Origin of the sequence: Nocardia brevicatena NBRC 12119, from assembly GCF_000308495.1 — a bacterium.
Taxonomy (GTDB): Bacteria; Actinomycetota; Actinomycetes; order Mycobacteriales; family Mycobacteriaceae; genus Nocardia; species Nocardia brevicatena.
The window spans coordinates 1-18,633 of sequence record NZ_BAFU01000054.1 but is presented as its reverse complement, the minus strand read 5'-3'; the positions used below and the strand labels follow the sequence as shown (position 1 = coordinate 18,633).

The following is an 18,633-nucleotide window of genomic DNA, read 5'->3' as shown; positions in this document are numbered from 1 at the left end:
GGTTAGCCTTGCCTGCATGAGGTGTGACGGTGTCCGATCCGGATGGGCACGGGCGATGCTGGTGGCTCTCGTCTGCGGTGTACTGATACTCGCCACCGGCTGCGGCGGCGCGGAACCGGCCGACGCCACCGGACAGCACGGCCCTACCACCGCCCGGCTCGCCGACCTCGACCCGGTGCCGATCGGCCCGCCACCCACCCCGGCCCTGCCGGCGACCGTGCGCTCCTTCGACGGCACCGATGTCACCGTCACCGACACACGTCGCATCATCGCCGCCGATCGCTATGGCACCCTCGCCCAAACCGTGTGGGCGCTGGGCCTGGGCGACAACCTGGTGGGCCGCAGCACCTCCGCCGCCTTCCCCGCTGTGCGGGACCTGCCGAACGTCACCGGCGGCAACGGATCCCTGAACGTGGAATCCATCCTCGCGCTGCGTCCCACCGTGTTCCTCACCGACACCACCAGCGCCACCCCCGCCGTCCGGGAACAGCTGCGCGCCACCGGCGTCACCGTCGTCTACTTCGACCCCGAACGCACCATGGACGGTGTGGTGCCGCAGATCGAAGCCGTCGCCGCCGCCCTCGGCGTCCCCGACCGCGGCAAACAGCTCGCCGACCGCACCCGCACCGAGATCACCACCGCCTCCGACGCCGTACCGGCGCAGAACCCGCCGCTGACCATCGCGTTCCTCTACCTGCGGTCCACCGCGATCACCATGCTCGCCGGACCCGGCTCCGGCGCAGACGCGCTCATCACCGCGCTCGGCGCCCGCGACGCCGGCACCGCCGCCGGCCTCACCGAACCGTTCACCGCCATCACCAGCGAAGCGATGATCTCCGCCGCCCCCGACGTGCTGCTGGTGATGACCGACGGGCTGGATTCCGTCGGCGGCGTCGACGGAATCTCCCGAATCCCCGGGATAGCGCAGACCCCCGCCGGGAAGAACCACCGCATCGTCGACATGTCCGACGCGGTGCTGCTCAGCTTCGGCCCCAATACCGGCCGGGTGATCTCCGCGCTCAGCGAAGCCGTCTACGGCAGATCCGGCGCATGACCGTCACCGAACCCGCACCCACCCGGTCGCCGCGGCGCCGCTCCCGCGCCGCGGTCACCTTCGCGGTCGCGGTCGCCGCCCTGCTCGCCCTGGCGGTGGCGTCGGCGGCGATCGGGCAGGTGCCGACCACTCCCGCCGAGGTGGCCGGCAGTGTCGCGCACCGGATCGGCCTGGACTGGGGTCCGCTGCCCGCACACCCGTCCGGGGACGTCGCGCTGTGGGAGGTGCGGTTCCCGCGGGTGCTGCTGGCGATCCTGGTCGGCGCCGCCCTCGCCACGGCGGGCGCCCTGCTGCAGGGGGTGTTCGCCAATCCGCTCGCCGAACCCGGCGTGATCGGGGTGTCGTCCGGGGCGGCGGTCGGCGCAGGCACCATTATCGTGGTCGGCGGTGCGTTCGTCGCCGCCTGGTCGGTGGCCGCGGCCGCGTTCGTCGCCGGGCTCGCCACCACCGCTCTGGTGTATCTGCTGTCCCGCTCCGGCGGACGCACCGAGGTGGTGACGCTGGTGTTGACCGGTGTCGCGATCAACGCGTTCGCCGGCGGGCTGATCGCGTTCCTGCTGTTCATCGCCTCCCCCGCCGCCCGCGACCAGATCGTGTTCTGGCAGCTCGGCAGCCTCAACGGCGCCAACTGGGACACGGTCGCGGTGGTTGCCGTCCTCACCGTCTGCGCGGTCACCGCCGCCGTAGCGGTCGCACCGCGCCTGGACCTGCTGGCGCTCGGCGAATCCGCCGCCCGGCATCTGGGGGTGGATGTGGAACGGCTGCGCCGCACCGTCATCGTGATCGTCGCGGTCCTCACCACCGCGGGGGTGGCGTTCACCGGGATCATCCTGTTCGTGGGGTTGATCGTCCCGCATGTGGTGCGCATGCTGGTCGGACCGGGGCATCGGGTGCTGATTCCGGTGAGCGCCGTCGTCGGCGCGGTGGTGCTGCTCGCCGCCGACGTGGCCGCCCGATCCCTCGTCGACAACGCCGACCTGCCGTTGGGCATGCTCACCTCGCTGATCGGCGGCCCGTTCTTCTTCTGGCTGCTGCGCCGTACGCGCGCCCGCTCCGGAGGCTGGGCATGAACGGCCGGCACCCGGAGACGGTCGCCGTAGGCGACCGTCCGGGCGCACCCCGCACCCACCGTGGGAAAACCGTGCGCGACCGGCTCACCGGACTGTTCTCCCGCACCCACGACCTGCCGGAAATCCCCGACCGCGGCACGGTGACCATGCGGGCCCGGGCGGTGAGCCTGGACCGGCACGGCGGCGGCGCGGGCCCCCGACGAGTCCTCGACGCTATCGATATCGAGATCCGCGCCGGGGACGTGGTCGCGCTGGTCGGCCCGAACGGCGCCGGTAAATCCACCCTGCTCGCGGTATTGGCGGGAGAACTGGAACCCGGCACCGGTGTCGTGGAACTCGACGGCCGGCCGGTCACGCAGTGGACCCCGGTCGATATGGCGCGCCGGCGCGCGGTGCTACCGCAGACCCACACCGTCGGATTCCCGTTCACCGCCGCCGAGGTGGTCGCCATGGGCCGCACCCCCTGGCAGCGCACCACGCGCCACGACCGCGACGCCGAACTGATCGCCGCCGCCATGACCGCCGCCGACGTCGAACACCTCGCCGACCGGGCCTTCCCCAGCCTGTCCGGTGGGGAACGCGCCCGGGTGGCGCTGGCGCGGGTCCTCGCCCAGGACACCACCACCCTGCTGTTGGACGAGCCCACCGCCGCCCTCGACCTCGCCCACCAGGAGGCGGTGCTCACCCTGGCCGCCGAGCGGGCCACCGCGGGCGCCGCCGTGGTCGTCGTCCTGCACGATCTCGGCCTGGCCGCCGCCTACGCCGACCGGGTCGCAGTATTCGACGACGGACGTCTCGTCGCGGACGGGACCCCGCGCACCGTGCTCACCGACGACCTGCTGTCCCAGGTGTACCGGTATCCGGTGGAGGTCTTCGATCACCCGCGCACCGGCGCCCAACTGGTATTACCCGCCCGCGACCGGTGACCGGCGCCCTCTGCCCACCGATCGACTCGCGGCCAGGCGCGCGAACCGCGCCGTGTCCATGTAATCGCGGAACAGCACAACCTTGCCGTCCCGGATTCGAATGACATTGACGGAGGTGCGAACTCGCGCTCGTCCGGCATCGGGGTGACTCATATCCACCTCGTTCTCCACGAGTACCACCTCGGGGTCGGTGGTCTCGTACACCCGGGGATGGATCTCGTGTACTTCGATCCCGGACAAGCCGGACCAGCGCTGCGTGAGATGCTCCCTGATCGCCTCGCGGCCGACCAGGCGGGTCGCATACCGGGAATCACGAAGGGATTTCGAATCGACGACCTCATGCGAGTACTCGAGGGTGCGTTCACAGCCACCCGATCCACCGCCGCCACCCCGACCCAACGGCACCGCGTCTTCACCGTCGTCTTCGACGGCCTACGCCACTATTGAAACCCGGCACCGCCCCTCACGATGGACGCCGCGTCCCACACCGACCACGCCCGGCGCTCCGATCACCCGGCCGATGATTGCCCACGTTCACCGACCTGGGCTTCGGACTTGCTCATCCGATTCGCGGGCAACGGTTCGGGCCGGCCCCCCTGCGATGGACCGCTGAGTCCGGCAGCGCCACGTCCACGGCGCCGATCCGGGCGCCACACCAGTTTCAGCACCGCCGGAGTGAGCAACATCCGGACCACGGTGGCGTCCAGGACGAGAGCCGCGATCATGCCGTAGGCGATGTATTTCATCAACACCAGATCGGAGAACCCGAACGCGCCCGTCACCACGATCAGGATCGCCGCCGCCGACGTGATCACCCCACCGGTGTGGGCGACCCCGTAGCGGATCGCCTCCGGCGGATCCGCGCCGCCGGCCCGCGCCTCCACCACCCGCGACAGCAGGAACACCTCGTAATCGGTGGACAACCCGAACAGCACCGTCACGATCAACACCAGCACCGCAAACATCAACGGTCCCGGCGTGAACTCGAACAGCTCGGCTCCGTGCCCCTCGACGAAGATCCAGGTCAGGACGCCGAGCGTGGCGGCCAGGCTCAACGCCGACATGGCCACCGCCTTCACCGCCAACACCCACGACCGGAACGCCAGAAACATCAACCCCAGCGCCGCGGCGATCAAGACCGCCGCCAACACCGGCAGACCGTCGATGAGACCGTGGATACTGTCGCGTTCCAGCGCCGGCACCCCGGCCACCATGATCTGCACCCCATCGGGTTCCTCGATCGACCGCAGCACGGCGATCGCGGTATCGGCCGCCCGCTCGTCCACCAGCCCCACCGACAGCACATTGATCCCGTCCCGGGTGGGAGCGGCCGGTTCGAACGGCCCGGTCAGACCGGGAGCGTGGTTGGCCTGGAACCGAATCTCGCTCAGCTGCGCCGAATCCGCGCCCACCACCACCAGTTTCAACGGTTCGGTGCGGAAACCGGGGAACAGTTCGTCGAACCGCTCCTGCGCCACCCGGGCCGGATTGTCGGCGGCCAGATAGCGTTCGCTCAACCCCCCGAACTCGATATGCCGGAACGGCACGATCAACACCGACAATGCCACCACGATCGGCACGATCGTCAGCCACGGCCGCGCCATCGCCCGCACCGCCAGCCGGGAGAAGAAACCGCGATCGATCTCGGCGACGGTTTTCGCGCGGGCCAACCGCCGCCACCCCCACAGATCGATCCGTGTCCCGATGATCGCCAACATCGCCGGCAGCGCGGTCACCGACAGCAGCGCCGCCAACAGCACCGAACTGATACCGCCGTAGGGCACCGACCGCAACACCCCGTTCGGGTAGATCAGCAACGCACCGAGACTGACCACGATGATCGCCGCCGAGAACAACACCGTCCGTCCGGAGGTGGCCACGGTGCGGGCGGTCGCCTCCGCCACATCACGGCCCGCGGCCAGTTCCTCCCGGAACCGGGTCACCGTGAACAACCCGTAGTCGATCGCCAAACCCAGACTCACCAATGTCACCACGGCACTGGCGAACACATTGACCTCGATATGGTCGGTGAGCAACCGCATGATGCCCTGGCTACCGAGAATCGTCATCCCGCCGACCACCACCGGCAACAGCGCCGCCACCACCCCGCCGAACACGAAATACAGCAGGATCGCCACCAGCGGCAACGCGATCACCTCGGCGCGGCGGATATCCTGCTGCATCCCGGTATTGATGCCCTCCACCACCGGCTGCAACCCCGCCAACTGCACCGTGGTACCGCCCGGACCGACACCGGGACCGCCCACACCGAGCTCCGCCTTTACCGCCAGATAGTTCTCGACGGTGGCGCTGCCCTCACCGCGCAACCCGATACTGGCGAACGCGTGGGTGAGAGTGTCGTCGGCGAACTGCCCCGACAACCCGCTGTCCCAATAGCTGTCGATCTTCAGCACCCGGTCGGGATACCGCTGCAACAACCCCCGCAACTGCGCGGTCACCGCCTCCCGCACCTGCGGATCGGCGACGGTGCGACCCGGTGGGACGGTGTAGAGCACCACCACATCGCTGTCGGTGTCGCGGCCGAACGTGGCATCGGCCAGCTTCGACGCCGCCACCGACTCACTCGACTCGTCGAACCAGCCTTCCTGGCTCATCCGCCCCGACAGATCGCGGCCGAACAGCCCCGAACAGGCCACCGCGAGCAGGAACACCACCAGCACCACAACCCGGTACCGGTACACGAAACGACCCCACCGGTACGACAGCGATGCGACCATGGGCGACTATCCGAGGGCTATCCGCAGGCGGCCGTGCGATAGTCGGCGGCCCGCAGGATCCCGCACAGATCCGTGCGGGACAGCTTCCAGCGGCCGTCGCCGAACACGAAATGCACCACGGTGGTGCGAACCGCCGTCCCGGTGCCGTCCTTGTCCAGGCGCAGTGTCGCGGTCACCGTGCCGTCGTGATTGTCGAACACCGGCTCGGTCACCCCGTACACGGCATGCGGATTGTCCCGCAACGCCTTGTACATGTCCGGGATCGCGTCCCGGAACGCCTCACCGTCCTCGATCAGCGCGGTGCGCTCCCTATCCGGCAGCGCTGGATCCAGGGCCTTTTTGATCTGCGCATCCAAATCGGCCGCCGTCGGAACCCGCCGCGCCGCCAACGCGCTCGACGTGGCCGCCGCCGACGCCGACAACGCCGCCCGCGCCGACGAGCGGGCCGCGGCCACCGCATCCTCATCCACGCCGGAACCGCAACCCGTCGCCGCGGTCACCATGACCGCGGCGGCAAGCAGAGCTGCCGTCACCCCGACCCGACCGCCACGCCACGGACGGAGAACAGATATGCTGCGCATCACAGCTACATTCCATCACTTACGGTAGGCCGACCCTATCCGGGCCAGCAGAGCCCGCACCGTAGGCACACTGTGACCGCTCGACACCGGCGCGGCGACCGACACCAGATCCCGCACCAACGCCACCACACTGCGTGCGTCGTCGAGGTCGATATCGGTCACCCGTGCCTCGGCCACCGCCACCACATCCTCCGGCGCCGGGACATCGGTGTCCAGATCCGCGCGATAGATCTCCAACAGCAGCGTCGACCGCACCGTGCGGAACGCGAACGGCCGCCCGTCCTCGGTCTTGCCGAATCCGTGCGCGAACGGACCGGTGGTCACATCGTCGACGGAAAATCCCGAACCATGGTCTGCACACATCCGGAACTCCTGACCTTCGACACTGTCCGGTTCGTACCGTAGCGCCCCGGCCCGACACCGCCACCCCGCCACGCCTGTACCACCCTCCGACCGCGCTCCACCGGCGACATGGTCAGATGAACGGACACAGCGGAGGTCGTCGACAGAGGGAGCGGTACATGCGGCCACGAGGCGGGATTGCGGCCCATCTGGCGGTCACGGCCGCCATCGTCCTGCTCGCAGGCTGTTCCACCGGTGACAACGGCCCCGATGCACCCACCCGGGAACCGGCCACACCCGCGCTCGCCCCCGCGACCGTCCCCCCGGCCGGGCACGTCTACCCGGTCGCCGCACCGATCACGGCGTTGGTCAGCGAACCCGGCACCGCAACCCTGGCCGCCCTCGACCCCACCGGCGACACCCTGACCGTCCTGGATCCCGCGACCGAGCCCCCCGCCACACACCGGACCCGGCTGCCCGCCCCGGCCGCCGCCATCGCACCGGGACGCCCCGGCGAAATCCTCGCCGCCGCCCCCGGACGAATCCTGCGCATCGCCGCCGCCGAGCACACCATTACCGAAATCCCCGTCGACGGCGATGTACGCGCGGTCCGCGCCCGCCCCGACGGCAGCCTCGTCGCGGGCCTCGCCGACGGCACCGTGCTCGTCCTCGACCCCGACGGTCGGATCCGGCACACCGTGCGCGGGTTGGTCTCCGCCGACGGTATCGCAGTCACCGGCGACACCGTGGCCGTGCTCGACCGCCGCCAGACCGCCGTCATCGAGATCGACCCCACCGAACAGCGCCCCGGCCTGACGCTGCGCGCCGGCGACGGTGCCGCGCAGATCATCGACGACCCGTTCGGACGGGTCATCGTCACCGACCCCGACGGCGGCCAGCTCCTGGTGTTCACCACCGAGCCACTCGTCCTCCGCCAGCGGTACCCGGTAGGATCGTCGCCTTACGCACTCGCCTACGACCGACGGTCGGACACCGTGTGGGTGACGTGCACAAAGAGCAACGAAGTCGTCGGCTACGACCTGTCGACGGGTATACCGGAACAGGTGGGACGTTTCCCCACCGTCGGGCAACCGACCTCGGTGACCGTCGACGACGCCACCGGCGACCTGTTCGTCGGCTCCGCGGCCGGGTACGGCCTGCAGCGGATCCGTGCGGACGAGCGGAAGAGAGGGCAGTGATGGCAGCGAGCTCGCGGACGGCACTCCCGGCCGGCTGGGACACCAGCAGCGACGACTACGAGTACATACCGCTGCGGCTGCCCCCGGACGTCACCCGGGTCACCGCCTCCATGCGACTGTCCATTCAGGCCGAGTTCGGCGGCTGGGAATTATCCCGCGTCCGCGCCTACACCGACGGCAGCCGACGCGTCCTGCTGCGACGTCGCAAAAACAGCCTGACCAGCCCGAACGGGCACGCCACGGAGCTATGATGCTGTACCGGCTACTCCTGCGGACGATGTTTTTGCTCCCCCCGGAGCGCATCCACCATCTCGCCTTCGCCCTCATGCGCGCCGCCACCGCCTTCGCGCCCACCCGCGCCGTGCTCCGGCGATTCCTCGCCACCGACGACGAGATCCTGCACACCACCGTCTTCGGTGTCGAGTTCCCCGCCCCTGTCGGCTTGGCCGCCGGGTTCGACAAGAACGCCTCCGGTGTCGACACATGGGGCGCGCTCGGATTCGGGTTCGCCGAAGTCGGCACCGTCACCGCCCAGGCCCAACCCGGCAACCCGACCCCGCGGCTGTTCCGGCTCCCCGCCGACCGGGCCCTGATCAACCGGATGGGTTTCAACAACGACGGCGCCGCCGCGGCCGCCGCCCGGCTGCGGGCCCGCCGCACCCATACCGTCCCCATCGGCGCCAATATCGGCAAAACCAAGGTCGTCGATGCCGCCGCTGCGGCCGACGACTACTCCGCCAGTGCCCGGCTGCTCGGGCCGCTCGCAGATTTCGTCGTCGTCAACGTCAGCTCCCCCAACACCCCCGGTCTGCGCGACCTGCAGGCGGTGCAGGCGCTGCGACCGGTGCTCCGGGCCGTCCTCGACAGCGTCGACGTGCCCGTCCTGGTGAAAATCGCACCCGACCTGTCCAACGAGGATATCGACGCGGTCGCCGACCTCGCCGTCGAGATGGGACTGGCCGGAATCGTCGCCACCAACACCACCGTCGGCCGCGACGGCCTGCGCACCGATCCCACCGTCGTGGCCGAGATCGGTGCCGGCGGACTGTCCGGACCCCCGCTCGCGCAGTGGTCCCTCGAGGTGCTGCGCCGGTTGTACGCGCGTGTCGGTGGCCGGCTGGTCCTGGTCTCCGTCGGCGGTATCGAAACCGTCGACCAGGCGTGGGAGCGGATCCTGGCAGGCGCCTCCCTACTACAGGGCTACACCGGCTTCATCTACGGCGGTCCGCTGTGGATGAAACACCTGCACCGCGGTATCGCCGAACGACTGCGCGCCGGCGGCTACCGCAGCCTTGCCGACGCGGTCGGCGCTGGGCACACCGACCGGCAACCGAGCCCGGGAATGTAACGACCACCGGCACCGACGGGCCGGTCAACCCGCCACATACGGCGGCACGTGGTGGTCGGTACCGGTCTCGGCCGGATTCCGGGTCATCATCCGCTTGTAGAGCCGCACCACAGCCTGCTCCCACAGAATGCCGAGGACATCCGCGCATTCCACCGCGCGGGCCAACGCTACCCGGTCGTAGACCGATGCCGGATCGCTGACGATCTCGTCCAGTTCCATACCGGCATGGGCCTGCGCGAACGACATACTCCGCTCCGGCAGCCAGCTCAGCCGCCATTCACTCGGATCGCTGAACGAACGACCAGCCGTTTCGGGGGTGATATCGCTGGTCATGAACCAGTCGGTGATGTAGATGGTCACAGCTGCCTCCTGACGAACTCCGGCACCGATGCCGAGCCGGGATCGGCCGGCCTGGCATCGCTGCCATCGTGCGGAGCGGATGGGGGCTTCGTGGGCGCTACAGCGCCCCGGCTCGGGACGCATCCGGATCGGTTCCGGGCCGGTCGGCGGAGGTGTATGTGCAGTGACCGCGAAACATCGGCTCGAAGATCGTCACAGGCCCCTCCCGGTCATCTGGCGAGCGGTAAACGCCATCCCCGCGTGTCATTTGCCGGGAATGCCGAATGTCATTTGCCGTTGCACTATGGTAATTGCCGAAACTACCGGGCGTAAACCACATTCGCGACCCAACCAGCGCAGAAAGCAGGTGAGATGATCCCCCACCAGGACACGACAGCCATGGTCGCCGTCCGCAACATCCTCACCCGACTGTGCAAACGCTCCGGCCTCAGCCCCGAACGACTCCGCACCACCGAAATCGACGTCGGCCCCCTCCTCGACCTCCCCGCCGTCCGCAGCCACGCCCGCCGCACCGGCATCGACCCCTACGACGCCGTCCCCTCCGTCATCACCGAACTCGCCCGCCACCTCCCCGTCACCCACCGCATCGTCACCGACGCCGAACTCGCCCTCGGGCTCCTGCGCGAAAACGCCCCAGCCGATATCGACCTCAACCGCCTCTACGCCCAAGACCTCGGCGAACGACGGGAATACCTCACCACCCAGTGGCAGCGGCTACACGAAATCGCCGGCGCCGAACGCATCCCACCCGCACCCACCGTCCGCTCCCTACGCGCCACCCCCGAACGCCGCGCCTTCACCGCACTCGCCGCCCTCCTCGCCGCCGACACCACCCACGGCATCCCCGAACACCCCACCCTCGCCCACCCGCTCACCCCGCAAACCACCGACGCCGGCCCCGCCACCGGCACCCTCACCGTCGTCGGCCACGCCGTCATCGACCACATCTACCGCGTCGACCACATCCCCGAACCCGGCACCTCCACCCGCGGCGGCTTCACCCGACACCCCGGAGGCAAAGGACTCAACCGCGCCGTCGCCGCCGCCCGACTCGGCCTCGACGTCCGCTTCGTCACCGCCGTCGGCGACGACGAAGCCGGCCACCGCATCCTCGACTACCTCCGCGCCGAAAACATCGACACCGGCCTCGTCAAAATCGTCCGCCACGCCACCACACCCGTCACCGCCCTCATGATCACCCCCACCGGCGTCACCAGCACCATCGGCTGCACCGACGACCGCATCCAACTCGGCGAACACGACCTCACCGGACCCGACGCCCGCACCGCCATCACCAACACCGACGCCGTCCTGCTCACCTTCGAACACCCCCTACCAGTGATCGAACACATCATGGCCACCGTGCGCGCCCTACACAACCCACCACTGCTCATCGTCCATCCCGCACCCCCCGTCACCGCACCCCAAACCCTCTACCGATACCTCGGCGCCGTCGACTACCTCACCGGCGCCACCTGGGAACTGGACGCCATGATCCCCGAGATCGCCGCCACCTCCGGCGCACATATCGCCCAACAACTGCGCACCCTCGGCGTCAAAACCGTCTGCGTCACCGACGACTTCGCCTGCACCGTCCGCTCCGACCGACTCGACCTCGACATTCCCCGCTTCCCGGCCGTACTCACCGACTCCCCGGGCGCTCGAGCTGCATTCTCCGCCGCACTGGCGTATCGTCTGCTATCATCGCGCCACCCCGCCGACGAACAGGACTTCGCCTGGGCGACGGCCGCAATGGTCGCGACCCAGTCGTTCGGGGACGTCCCCGGAGCAATGCCGCAGGCCAGTGATGTCGACAGGATCATCAGACTCGCTTCGGAGGAGCATTGAGCACAGCGGCGTCCCATGGCGACACCGTGCACCGATTCATCCGCAACGGCCGCGAGATCCCAGTCCGCGTACTAGAAGTCCACGGCGGACCCCGCTACGGACACGTCCTCGTCTTCGGCGAACCCGAGAACAACTGCCTGGTCCGCATCCACTCCCGCTGCCTCTACGGGGAAGCACTCGGCTCCCAGGACTGCGACTGCGGACCCGAACTCACCACCTCCCTCGACCTCATCCAGGACGCCGGCGCCGGAATCCTGATCTACCTCGAACAAGAAGGCCGCGGCGCCGGCCTCCTCGCCAAAGCACAGGGCTACCACGAAAGCGAGCGCACCGGCGCCGACACCTTCCTCAGCTACGAACGCCTCGGCTACCCCGCCGACGACCGCAGCTACAAACACGCCGCCGCCGGCCTGCGCGAACTCGGCCTCACCGCCGTACGACTACTCACCAACAACCCGGACAAAATCGAACAACTCGAACACTCCGGCATCACCGTCACCCGGATCCCACTGCTCACCCCACCACTCAGCGACCGCGCCGCCGAATACCTCACCGCCAAACGCCTACGCCGCGGCCACCTGCTCCCCACCCTCGACACAATGGGCCCACCGCGCCGCACACCGCCCCCGGCCCTCACCGCAGACCCGCCCTGAACCCATTCGACAACAGTCTCACCGATACCCGACTCACACACATTCCCTTCCCTACCATGAGCGAGCCACGTCACTCCATGCGGCGAGGCACCGTCGACCGCCCACAGCCCTCCCGAACGGGAACGGCCACGCGGCCCGGACAGCACATCGGGAACGGACATGACCACAACTGAAATCGCCTACCCGCACGCAACCGGCACAACCGTCACCACCGTGCCCGCCGCCTTCCAACAGACCATCACCCTGCGACCCGACCAGGTCGCCCTCCGCACGGTCGGCGGCACCCAGGAGATCACCTGGCGCGAATACGCCCAACGGGTACGCACCCTCGCCGCCGGACTCGCCGCACTCGGCGTGCGACACGGCGACACCATCGGCGTCATGCTCACCAACCGACCCGAATTCAACCTCCTCGACACCGCCGCACTACACCTGGGCGCCACCCCCTTCTCGGTGTACAACACCAACTCCCCCGAACAAATCGCCCACACCTTCACCAATGCCGCCAACAAGGTCGTCATCACCGAACAACAGTTCCGCGACCGCATCACCCGCTCCGGCGCGACCATCGAATACCTCATCGTCATCGACGGCCCCGCCACCGACGCCATCACCATGGCCGACCTCGAGAACAACCCCGCACCCGACTTCGACTTCGACACCACCTGGCAGGCCGTGAAACCCGACGACCTCGCCACCCTCATCTACACCTCCGGCACCACCGGCCCATCCAAAGGCGTCGAAGTCACCCACCGCAACATCCTCGCCCAGATCATCGCCCTCACCAACGGTCCCATGCCGGTCGGCATCGACGACCGCACCGTGTCCTACCTGCCCGCCGCACACGTCGCCGACCGCATCTCCGGCCACGCCATCAACCTCGTCACCGGCATCCAGATCACCACCGTGCCCGACCCCCGCGAAATCGCCGCCGCGCTCCCCGACGCCCGCCCCACCACCTTCTTCGGCGTGCCCCGCGTCTGGCAGAAGATCAAAGCCGGCATCGAAACCCGAATCTCCACCGAAAACGGCGCCAAAAAACCCTCGCCCACTGGGCCATCCGCACAGGCGCCGCCGCCGCCCGCGCAGACCTCTCCGGAAAAGGCCGCAGCCCGCTGCTCGCCCTCCAGCACCCGATCGCCGAAACCCTCGTCCTGTCCACACTGCGCGCCGCCCTGGGCCTCGACCGGCTGCGCGTCGCCTCCTCCGGCGCGGCACCTATCCCACCCGAAGCACTCGAATTCTTCCTCGGACTCGGCTTCTGCGTCACCGAAGTCTGGGGCATGTCCGAAACCACCGGCGTCGCCACCTACACCGAACTCGACAAACCCCGCCCCGGCTCCGTCGGCCGCCCCATCGACGGACTGGAACCGAAACTCGCCGACGACGGCGAAGTACTCGTCCGCGGACCCGTCGTCACCCACGGCTACCGACGCATGCCCGACCAGACCGCCGAATCCATCGACACCGAGAACTGGCTGCGCACCGGCGATATCGGCGCCCTCGACGACGACGGCTACCTGCGCATCATCGACCGCAAAAAAGAACTCATCATCAACGAATCCGGTAAGAACATCGCGCCCAGCAATATCGAGAACGCGGTCAAAGCCGTATCCTCACTCATCGGACAGGCGGTCGCCATCGGCGAGGCCAAACCCTACATCACCGCGCTGATCATGCTCGACCCCGATATCGCCGCCGTCCGAGCCAAGGAACTCGGCGCCACCGACGCCGGAATCGCCGAACTCGCCCGCCACCCTCGCATCATCGACGAAGTCCGCAGCGCCGTCCAGGCCGGCAACACCAAACTGTCCCGAGTCGAACAGATCAAACGGTTCCGAATCGTCGACACGATTTGGGAACCCGGCGGCGACGAGCTCACCCCGAAGATGTCACTACGCCGCGTCCCCATCTCGCACAAATACGCCGCCGAGATCGACGGACTCTACACCGACCCACCCACCGAAAGTGTCATCGACACCTCCCACTGACCGACCCCCGGCGCCATCCCTCGGCCCACCGCCTCGACAACAACAGACCTGCACGAAAAACCGTGGCCCCTGGAGCATTACGCCCAGGGGCCACGCTGTCGATACCGCCGAGGACCCCTACTTCTGCTCGTAGGTGCCCACCAACGTCGCCCGCGCCACGGCATGCTGGAACAGATTGAAGCCGAGGAACGCCGGCGTGGCCTCGGCGGGAATACCCAACGATTCCACGCCCACCGCGTGGACAACAACGAAATACCGGTGCGGACCATGACCCGCCGGCGGCGCCGCCCCGACATATCCGGGCCGCCCGGCGTCGTTGCGCAACGTCACCGCGCCCGCCGGCAACGAACCGCCCGCACTGCCCGCACCGGCCGCCAACGATGTCACCGAGACCGGAACATCGGCCACCGCCCAATGCCAGAAACCCGACGCCGTCGGCGCATCCGGGTCGTACATCGTCACCGCGAAGCTCTTCGTCTCCGCCGGGAAACCCGACCAGCTCAGCTGCGGTGAGACATCTTTACCGCCCGCACCCAGGATGCCGCTGACCTGGTCGTTGCCCAACGACCGACCATCGGTCACATCCTCGGAGGTGAGGGTGAACGACGGTAGCTGCGGCAGAGCGTCATACGGGTTGTAGCTCATGAACTCCTCGTTTCGAATCGGATCAGCTGTGCAACAGGAAATGTTCCATGACATTCGTGCCGAATTCGAGCGCATCCACCGGCACCCGCTCATCGACACCGTGAAACAGCGCCGCGAAATCCAACTCCGGTGGTAACCGCAACGGCGCGAAACCGAAACAACGGATCCCCAACCGCGCGAATGCCTTCGCATCCGTACCACCGGACAGCATGTAGGGCACCGTACGGCCCTGCGGATCGTGGGCCAGGATCGCCGCGTTCATCGCGTCCACCAGATGCCCGTCGAATGTCGTCGCATATGAATCGAGCTTGGTGATCCATTCCCGCTCCACATCCGGACCGATGAGCTCGTCCACCTCCCGCTCGAACGCCGCCTGCCGTCCCGGCAGCACCCGACAGTCCACCACCGCCTCCGCGGTCTGCGGTATCACATTCGCCTTGTACCCCGCATCCAACATGGTGGGATTGGCCGTATCGCGCAGAGTGGCCCCGACAATCCGGGAAATCGAGCCCAATTTCGCCAGTGCCCCATCGATATCGGAAGCATCGGGATCGAACGCCAGCCCGGTCTCCTCGGCCACGGCCGCCAGAAACTCCGCCACCGAATCCGACACCACCAGTGGGAACGTATGGGTCCCCAAACGAGCTACCGCGCTCGCCAGAATGGTCACTGCGTTGTCCTCGTGCAAGAACGACCCGTGTCCCGCGCGGGCCTTGGCCCGCAACCGCATCCAGCCCAGCCCCTTCTCTGCGGTCTCCACCAGATACAGTCGTCGCTCCCCGCCGTTCCGATGGGGCACCGTGAGCGAGAAACCACCCACCTCACCCACCGCCTCGGTGACGCCGTCGAAGAGTTCCGGCCGATTGTCCACCAACCAGTGCGACCCCCATTTCCCGCCGTTCTCCTCGTCGGCCAGGAACGCGAACACCAGATCCCGCGGCGGTACCGTGCCCTCGATCTTGAACTGGCGCGCCAGCGCCAGCATCATCCCCACCATGTCCTTCATATCGACCGCGCCGCGTCCCCACACATAACCGTCGCGCACCGCGCCCGAAAACGGGTGCACGCTCCAGTCCTGCGCCTGCGCCGGCACCACATCCAGATGGCCGTGCACCAACAGTGCCCCACGGGTGGAATCTGCACCCGGGAGTCGGACGAAGACATTGCCGCGTCCCGGCGCACCCGATTCCACATACTCGGTGTGGTATCCGGCATCCTCCAGCTGCCGCGCAACCCATTCGGCACACTCACGTTCCGCCTTGGTGGTGGCCGGATCACCGGTATTGGAAGTATCGAATCGGATCAGCGTACTGACCAGATCGACCACTTCGGAGACCGCACGGGAACGTTTGCTCGGACCGGAGACATCGCCAGTATCGGACACGCTCCCTTTCCTACCATCCTTGTGTGTTTTTGCCGATTGGCTGTGGAGGTGAGTTTGTTGGGTGGGGATATTTAATAGTTAGATGCGCATATCTACGTAAGATTATTTATTTTATAGCGGATCCTACTCCGCAATGTGCCGAACCGGGCGAACTCTGCGAGGAATTCGACCGTCCTCCGTCCTTCGCTCTCCCCTTACCTCACCAGGCGACCGGTTCGCCCTCACTCCCCGCCCCGGCGAGCGAGGGCGTCCACTCACGGCTTCCCGGCAGGCCACTCCCCTGCTCACGACACCCCCGGAAGGCGACCGCGCGAAACGGCGTCTCACACCTTCTCGAACCCGCTACGGCAGACCACTCAGTCGTCGCTCTCGCCACTACGCGCCTTCGCCAGACACTTCCGCAGGAAGTTACGGCTTTCCACCGGCGTAAGAGCCGTCACGCTGAGTTTGTTCATAACGGTCATGTACAGCTCGACTTCGTGCTTCTTGTCCAGATACAGCGAGCTGGTCAACTGTTCCATATAGACCATGTCGGACAGCTCCGGCTCTGGGAATCGGAGGATACTGAACGAACCACCGGCCGCGGGATGGCCACCGACCTCGTACGGGAGCACCTGGATCTTCACATTGGGCCGCTCCGACACCTGGAGGAGATGTTCGATCTGGTCGGCGAGAACGCCCCATCCGCCTACCGGCCGGCGCAGGGCGTTCTCATCCACCACCGCCCACAGGGTGGGAGCCGTGTTACGGGTCAGGATCTCCTGCCGCCGCATACGCATCTGGACCCGGCGGTCGGTCTCGCCCTCGTTGCCGAGCCTGATCACCGACCGAGCATAGTCCCGGGTCTGCAGTAGGCCGGGTATGAACTGCGCTTCATAGGTGCGGATCGTGGTAGCGGCCTGCTCGAGACCGAGATAGGTCTCGAACCAGGAGGGCAGCAGATCGTTGAAGGGCTGCCACCAGCCCGGATCGTTGGCCCTCTTCATCAGTTCCAGGTAGACCGCGCGCTTGTCCTCGTCCTTGACCCCATACAGGTCCAGCAGGTCGCACAGGTCGCGTTCCTTGAAGCCGGTCCGGCCGAGTTCGAGACGGCTGATCTTTGCGTGAGATCCGCGGATGTGCTCGCCGGCGGCCTCCCGGGTGATACCGCAGCCTTCCCGGAGCCCTCGCAACCTGCTGCCGAGGGCAATACGCAGCACCGTGGGACCGCGTTCAACCACCTCCGGGTCCGGAGGGTCACTGGGGTCGTGCTCTGTGGTCATGGACCGCCTCTGCCAGTTCGGGCTGTGCTACACCACGCGATACCCGCTCGTGACGGACCGCGCCGCGCCGGCTGGGATCCTACTCGTTCACCCATATGAATACCGGCAACCCGGGGTTGATGAGTATCGGGATGCAGGTGCACGAGACTCCTTCACCACGGGTATCGAACCCGAATCATACAGGGCCACTTATGCACATCTTCTTTCAGTTCGCGCACGCGAAAGTACCCCGTTTGCGTAGACTCGCCCACGTCGAGAAGCGTGTGGCGCGGCACGGACCCGCAGCCGAACAGTGGAGACGACCAGGCATGACTGCGGACGAGAGCATTGCACTCAAGGGGTGGATCCGACAGTACCCGGTACCGCCCGCGTCCACGACCACGCACTCGAGGGTAACCGGTGGCGAACTCGCGTCGCGAGCACGCAGCGCTTCGACGGTCCGGAGTCGGTCACACCCGGCCTTGCGGAACCGAACAACCGGCTTCGTCCACCGCATTCAGTGCCCCGACGAAACGTCTCGCGCTCTGCGACGTCGGGCGCAAACCGTGGAACAAACGACCGAATGGAGACCCCGTTGACCACCGATGGAGCCCCGGCCGATGCCGAAGTTCGTGACAAACTGACCGCGATCCTCACCAACACCACGATCAGCCTCGCCACATCCAAGGATGGGCTCAACTGGTGTTCGAACGCGTTCTTCGCCCAGTTGGACGATGATCCGTTCCGGCTCACCCTCATCCTGGAGAACCGAGGTCGCACTCTCGAACAGCTGCGGGCCAACCCCAATGTGGGAGTCAATATCGTCTCCGGCGGCTTCCTGGACCCGTTCGCCCAGGGACTGGGCACCGTGACCGTGCGGGAGGCGAGCGAGCGCAAGGAAACCTTCGATGTGCTGCGGCGCAAAGAACCTCAGGTCGAACCGTTCCTGGCCACGTCGGTGGAAGCCCTCGTGCTGGACATCGACTGGTGGCGGGTGACGCACGTGGGGAACGGCTGGCTGCCCGGCAGGATCTTCCAGCGCGTACCCGCTTCATGAGTATTCTCGAGCTACGACCTTCATCGGGGTATCCGCGAAGGCACCGGTTCGTCCGGCAGTCGGCGTGGGTACCCCGCGGTCGTGTTTCGGCCTTCCGGCCGAAACGCATTGTGACCCAACGGATAACTCGCCAACGGCCGGGACCGGTTCCGTTCCCTGGACCGAGCTCACGATAGGGGCAGGTAGAGAGTCCAAC

General features: G+C 67.6%; 17 protein-coding genes and 1 pseudogene. 10 read left to right on the top strand and 8 right to left on the bottom strand.

Going from position 1 to position 18,633, the window contains the following annotated elements:
- Positions 1–16: 16 nt before the first annotated feature.
- The 3 genes from ON20_RS13150 to ON20_RS13140 are packed head-to-tail and all read left to right on the top strand — an operon-like array spanning position 17 to position 3,050.
- The gene (locus tag ON20_RS13150) at positions 17–1,054 is read left to right on the top strand and encodes a heme/hemin ABC transporter substrate-binding protein (RefSeq protein WP_040835632.1); all 1,038 of its coding nucleotides are present in this window, start codon (positions 17–19) and stop codon (positions 1,052–1,054) included.
- A complete protein-coding gene (locus ON20_RS13145) occupies positions 1,051–2,124 on the top strand; it encodes a FecCD family ABC transporter permease (RefSeq protein WP_040835631.1) in 1,074 nt (357 codons plus the stop codon). The genes ON20_RS13150 and ON20_RS13145 overlap by 4 nt, the downstream gene beginning before the upstream one ends.
- Positions 2,121–3,050: a heme ABC transporter ATP-binding protein gene (locus ON20_RS13140; protein ID WP_083864894.1), complete on the top strand. Its 930-nt coding sequence runs from the start codon at positions 2,121–2,123 to the stop codon at positions 3,048–3,050. Before ON20_RS13145 ends, ON20_RS13140 begins: the two co-directional genes overlap by 4 nt.
- Here the strand turns inward: ON20_RS13140 and ON20_RS36365 are convergent.
- From ON20_RS36365 to ON20_RS13120, 4 genes are all read right to left on the bottom strand, one after another.
- The gene (locus ON20_RS36365) at positions 3,030–3,455 is read right to left on the bottom strand and encodes a nuclear transport factor 2 family protein (RefSeq protein ID WP_157228828.1); all 426 of its coding nucleotides are present in this window, start codon (positions 3,453–3,455) and stop codon (positions 3,030–3,032) included. The genes ON20_RS13140 and ON20_RS36365 overlap by 21 nt on opposite strands.
- 104 nt (positions 3,456–3,559) lie before the next feature.
- Positions 3,560–5,788, bottom strand: a complete 2,229-nt coding sequence (locus ON20_RS13130) for an MMPL family transporter (protein ID WP_083864893.1) — start codon at positions 5,786–5,788, stop codon at positions 3,560–3,562.
- Between the two features lie 17 nt (positions 5,789–5,805).
- Positions 5,806–6,369, bottom strand: coding sequence for a WKL family lipoprotein (locus ON20_RS13125; RefSeq protein ID WP_051162372.1), 564 nt, complete (start codon positions 6,367–6,369; stop codon positions 5,806–5,808).
- Positions 6,370–6,384: 15 nt separating this feature from the next.
- Entirely contained in the window at positions 6,385–6,732 is a 348-nt protein-coding gene (locus ON20_RS13120; RefSeq protein ID WP_040835629.1) for a hypothetical protein, read from the bottom strand.
- A 158-nt stretch (positions 6,733–6,890) separates the two neighbouring features.
- Here ON20_RS13120 and ON20_RS13115 point away from each other — a divergent pair, with 158 nt between their 5' ends.
- From ON20_RS13115 to ON20_RS13105, 3 genes are read left to right on the top strand one after another with little or no spacing between them, the layout of a single operon-like run.
- Complete coding sequence (locus ON20_RS13115; protein WP_040835628.1) at positions 6,891–7,910, top strand: YncE family protein; 1,020 nt, start codon at positions 6,891–6,893, stop codon at positions 7,908–7,910.
- Complete coding sequence (locus ON20_RS13110; protein WP_040835627.1) at positions 7,910–8,161, top strand: DUF5703 family protein; 252 nt, start codon at positions 7,910–7,912, stop codon at positions 8,159–8,161. Before ON20_RS13115 ends, ON20_RS13110 begins: the two co-directional genes overlap by 1 nt.
- Positions 8,162–8,163: 2 nt before the next feature.
- Positions 8,164–9,258, top strand: coding sequence for a quinone-dependent dihydroorotate dehydrogenase (locus tag ON20_RS13105; protein WP_040835688.1), 1,095 nt, complete (start codon positions 8,164–8,166; stop codon positions 9,256–9,258).
- A gap of 24 nt (positions 9,259–9,282) precedes the next feature.
- On the opposite strand, the gene ON20_RS13100 is transcribed toward ON20_RS13105, so the two are convergent.
- Positions 9,283–9,618 (bottom strand): hypothetical protein, encoded by a 336-nt coding sequence (locus ON20_RS13100; protein ID WP_174361884.1) that lies wholly within the window; start codon positions 9,616–9,618, stop codon positions 9,283–9,285.
- A gap of 351 nt (positions 9,619–9,969) precedes the next feature.
- On the opposite strand from ON20_RS13100, the gene ON20_RS13095 reads away from it, so the two are divergent.
- The 3 genes and pseudogenes from ON20_RS13095 to ON20_RS13085 all read left to right on the top strand — a co-directional run bounded on the left by ON20_RS13095 (position 9,970) and on the right by ON20_RS13085 (position 14,110).
- Positions 9,970–11,466, top strand: coding sequence for a PfkB family carbohydrate kinase (locus ON20_RS13095; RefSeq protein WP_040835625.1), 1,497 nt, complete (start codon positions 9,970–9,972; stop codon positions 11,464–11,466).
- Positions 11,463–12,119: a GTP cyclohydrolase II gene (locus ON20_RS13090; protein WP_051162370.1), complete on the top strand. Its 657-nt coding sequence runs from the start codon at positions 11,463–11,465 to the stop codon at positions 12,117–12,119. The genes ON20_RS13095 and ON20_RS13090 overlap by 4 nt, the downstream gene beginning before the upstream one ends.
- Positions 12,120–12,278: 159 nt before the next feature.
- Positions 12,279–14,110, top strand: a pseudogene (locus ON20_RS13085) (AMP-dependent synthetase/ligase).
- Positions 14,111–14,227: 117 nt separating this feature from the next.
- On the opposite strand, the gene ON20_RS13080 reads toward ON20_RS13085, so the two are convergent.
- The 3 genes from ON20_RS13080 to ON20_RS13070 form a co-directional block, all read right to left on the bottom strand.
- On the bottom strand, positions 14,228–14,755 hold the full coding sequence (locus ON20_RS13080; RefSeq protein WP_040835624.1) for a YbhB/YbcL family Raf kinase inhibitor-like protein: 528 nt from the start codon (positions 14,753–14,755) through the stop codon (positions 14,228–14,230).
- A gap of 22 nt (positions 14,756–14,777) precedes the next feature.
- The gene (locus ON20_RS13075) at positions 14,778–16,139 is read right to left on the bottom strand and encodes a M20/M25/M40 family metallo-hydrolase (RefSeq protein ID WP_051162368.1); all 1,362 of its coding nucleotides are present in this window, start codon (positions 16,137–16,139) and stop codon (positions 14,778–14,780) included.
- 356 nt (positions 16,140–16,495) lie between these two features.
- Positions 16,496–17,401 carry a Sco1979 family transcriptional regulator gene (locus ON20_RS13070; protein ID WP_040835622.1) on the bottom strand — a complete coding sequence of 302 codons (906 nt, stop codon included), beginning with the start codon at positions 17,399–17,401 and terminating at the stop codon, positions 16,496–16,498.
- 574 nt (positions 17,402–17,975) lie between these two features.
- Here ON20_RS13070 and ON20_RS13065 point away from each other — a divergent pair.
- Positions 17,976–18,437 (top strand): pyridoxamine 5'-phosphate oxidase family protein, encoded by a 462-nt coding sequence (locus ON20_RS13065; RefSeq protein WP_157228827.1) that lies wholly within the window; start codon positions 17,976–17,978, stop codon positions 18,435–18,437.
- The last annotated feature ends 196 nt before the right edge of the window (positions 18,438–18,633 follow it).

Bases quoted from the DNA above. Each gene is read 5' to 3' on its own strand.
- ON20_RS13130 (WP_083864893.1), bottom strand. From the start codon at position 5,788: ATGGTCGCATCGCTGTCGTACCGGTGGGGTCGTTTCGTGTACCGGTAC.
- ON20_RS13115 (WP_040835628.1), top strand. From the start codon at position 6,891: ATGCGGCCACGAGGCGGGATTGCGGCCCATCTGGCGGTCACGGCCGCC.
- ON20_RS13095 (WP_040835625.1), top strand. From the start codon at position 9,970: ATGATCCCCCACCAGGACACGACAGCCATGGTCGCCGTCCGCAACATC.
- ON20_RS13150 (WP_040835632.1), top strand. From the start codon at position 17: ATGAGGTGTGACGGTGTCCGATCCGGATGGGCACGGGCGATGCTGGTG.
- ON20_RS13125 (WP_051162372.1), bottom strand. From the start codon at position 6,369: ATGCGCAGCATATCTGTTCTCCGTCCGTGGCGTGGCGGTCGGGTCGGG.
- ON20_RS13145 (WP_040835631.1), top strand. From the start codon at position 1,051: ATGACCGTCACCGAACCCGCACCCACCCGGTCGCCGCGGCGCCGCTCC.
- ON20_RS13140 (WP_083864894.1), top strand. From the start codon at position 2,121: ATGAACGGCCGGCACCCGGAGACGGTCGCCGTAGGCGACCGTCCGGGC.
- ON20_RS13070 (WP_040835622.1), bottom strand. From the start codon at position 17,401: ATGACCACAGAGCACGACCCCAGTGACCCTCCGGACCCGGAGGTGGTT.
- ON20_RS13110 (WP_040835627.1), top strand. From the start codon at position 7,910: ATGGCAGCGAGCTCGCGGACGGCACTCCCGGCCGGCTGGGACACCAGC.
- ON20_RS13080 (WP_040835624.1), bottom strand. From the start codon at position 14,755: ATGAGCTACAACCCGTATGACGCTCTGCCGCAGCTACCGTCGTTCACC.
- ON20_RS13120 (WP_040835629.1), bottom strand. From the start codon at position 6,732: ATGTGTGCAGACCATGGTTCGGGATTTTCCGTCGACGATGTGACCACC.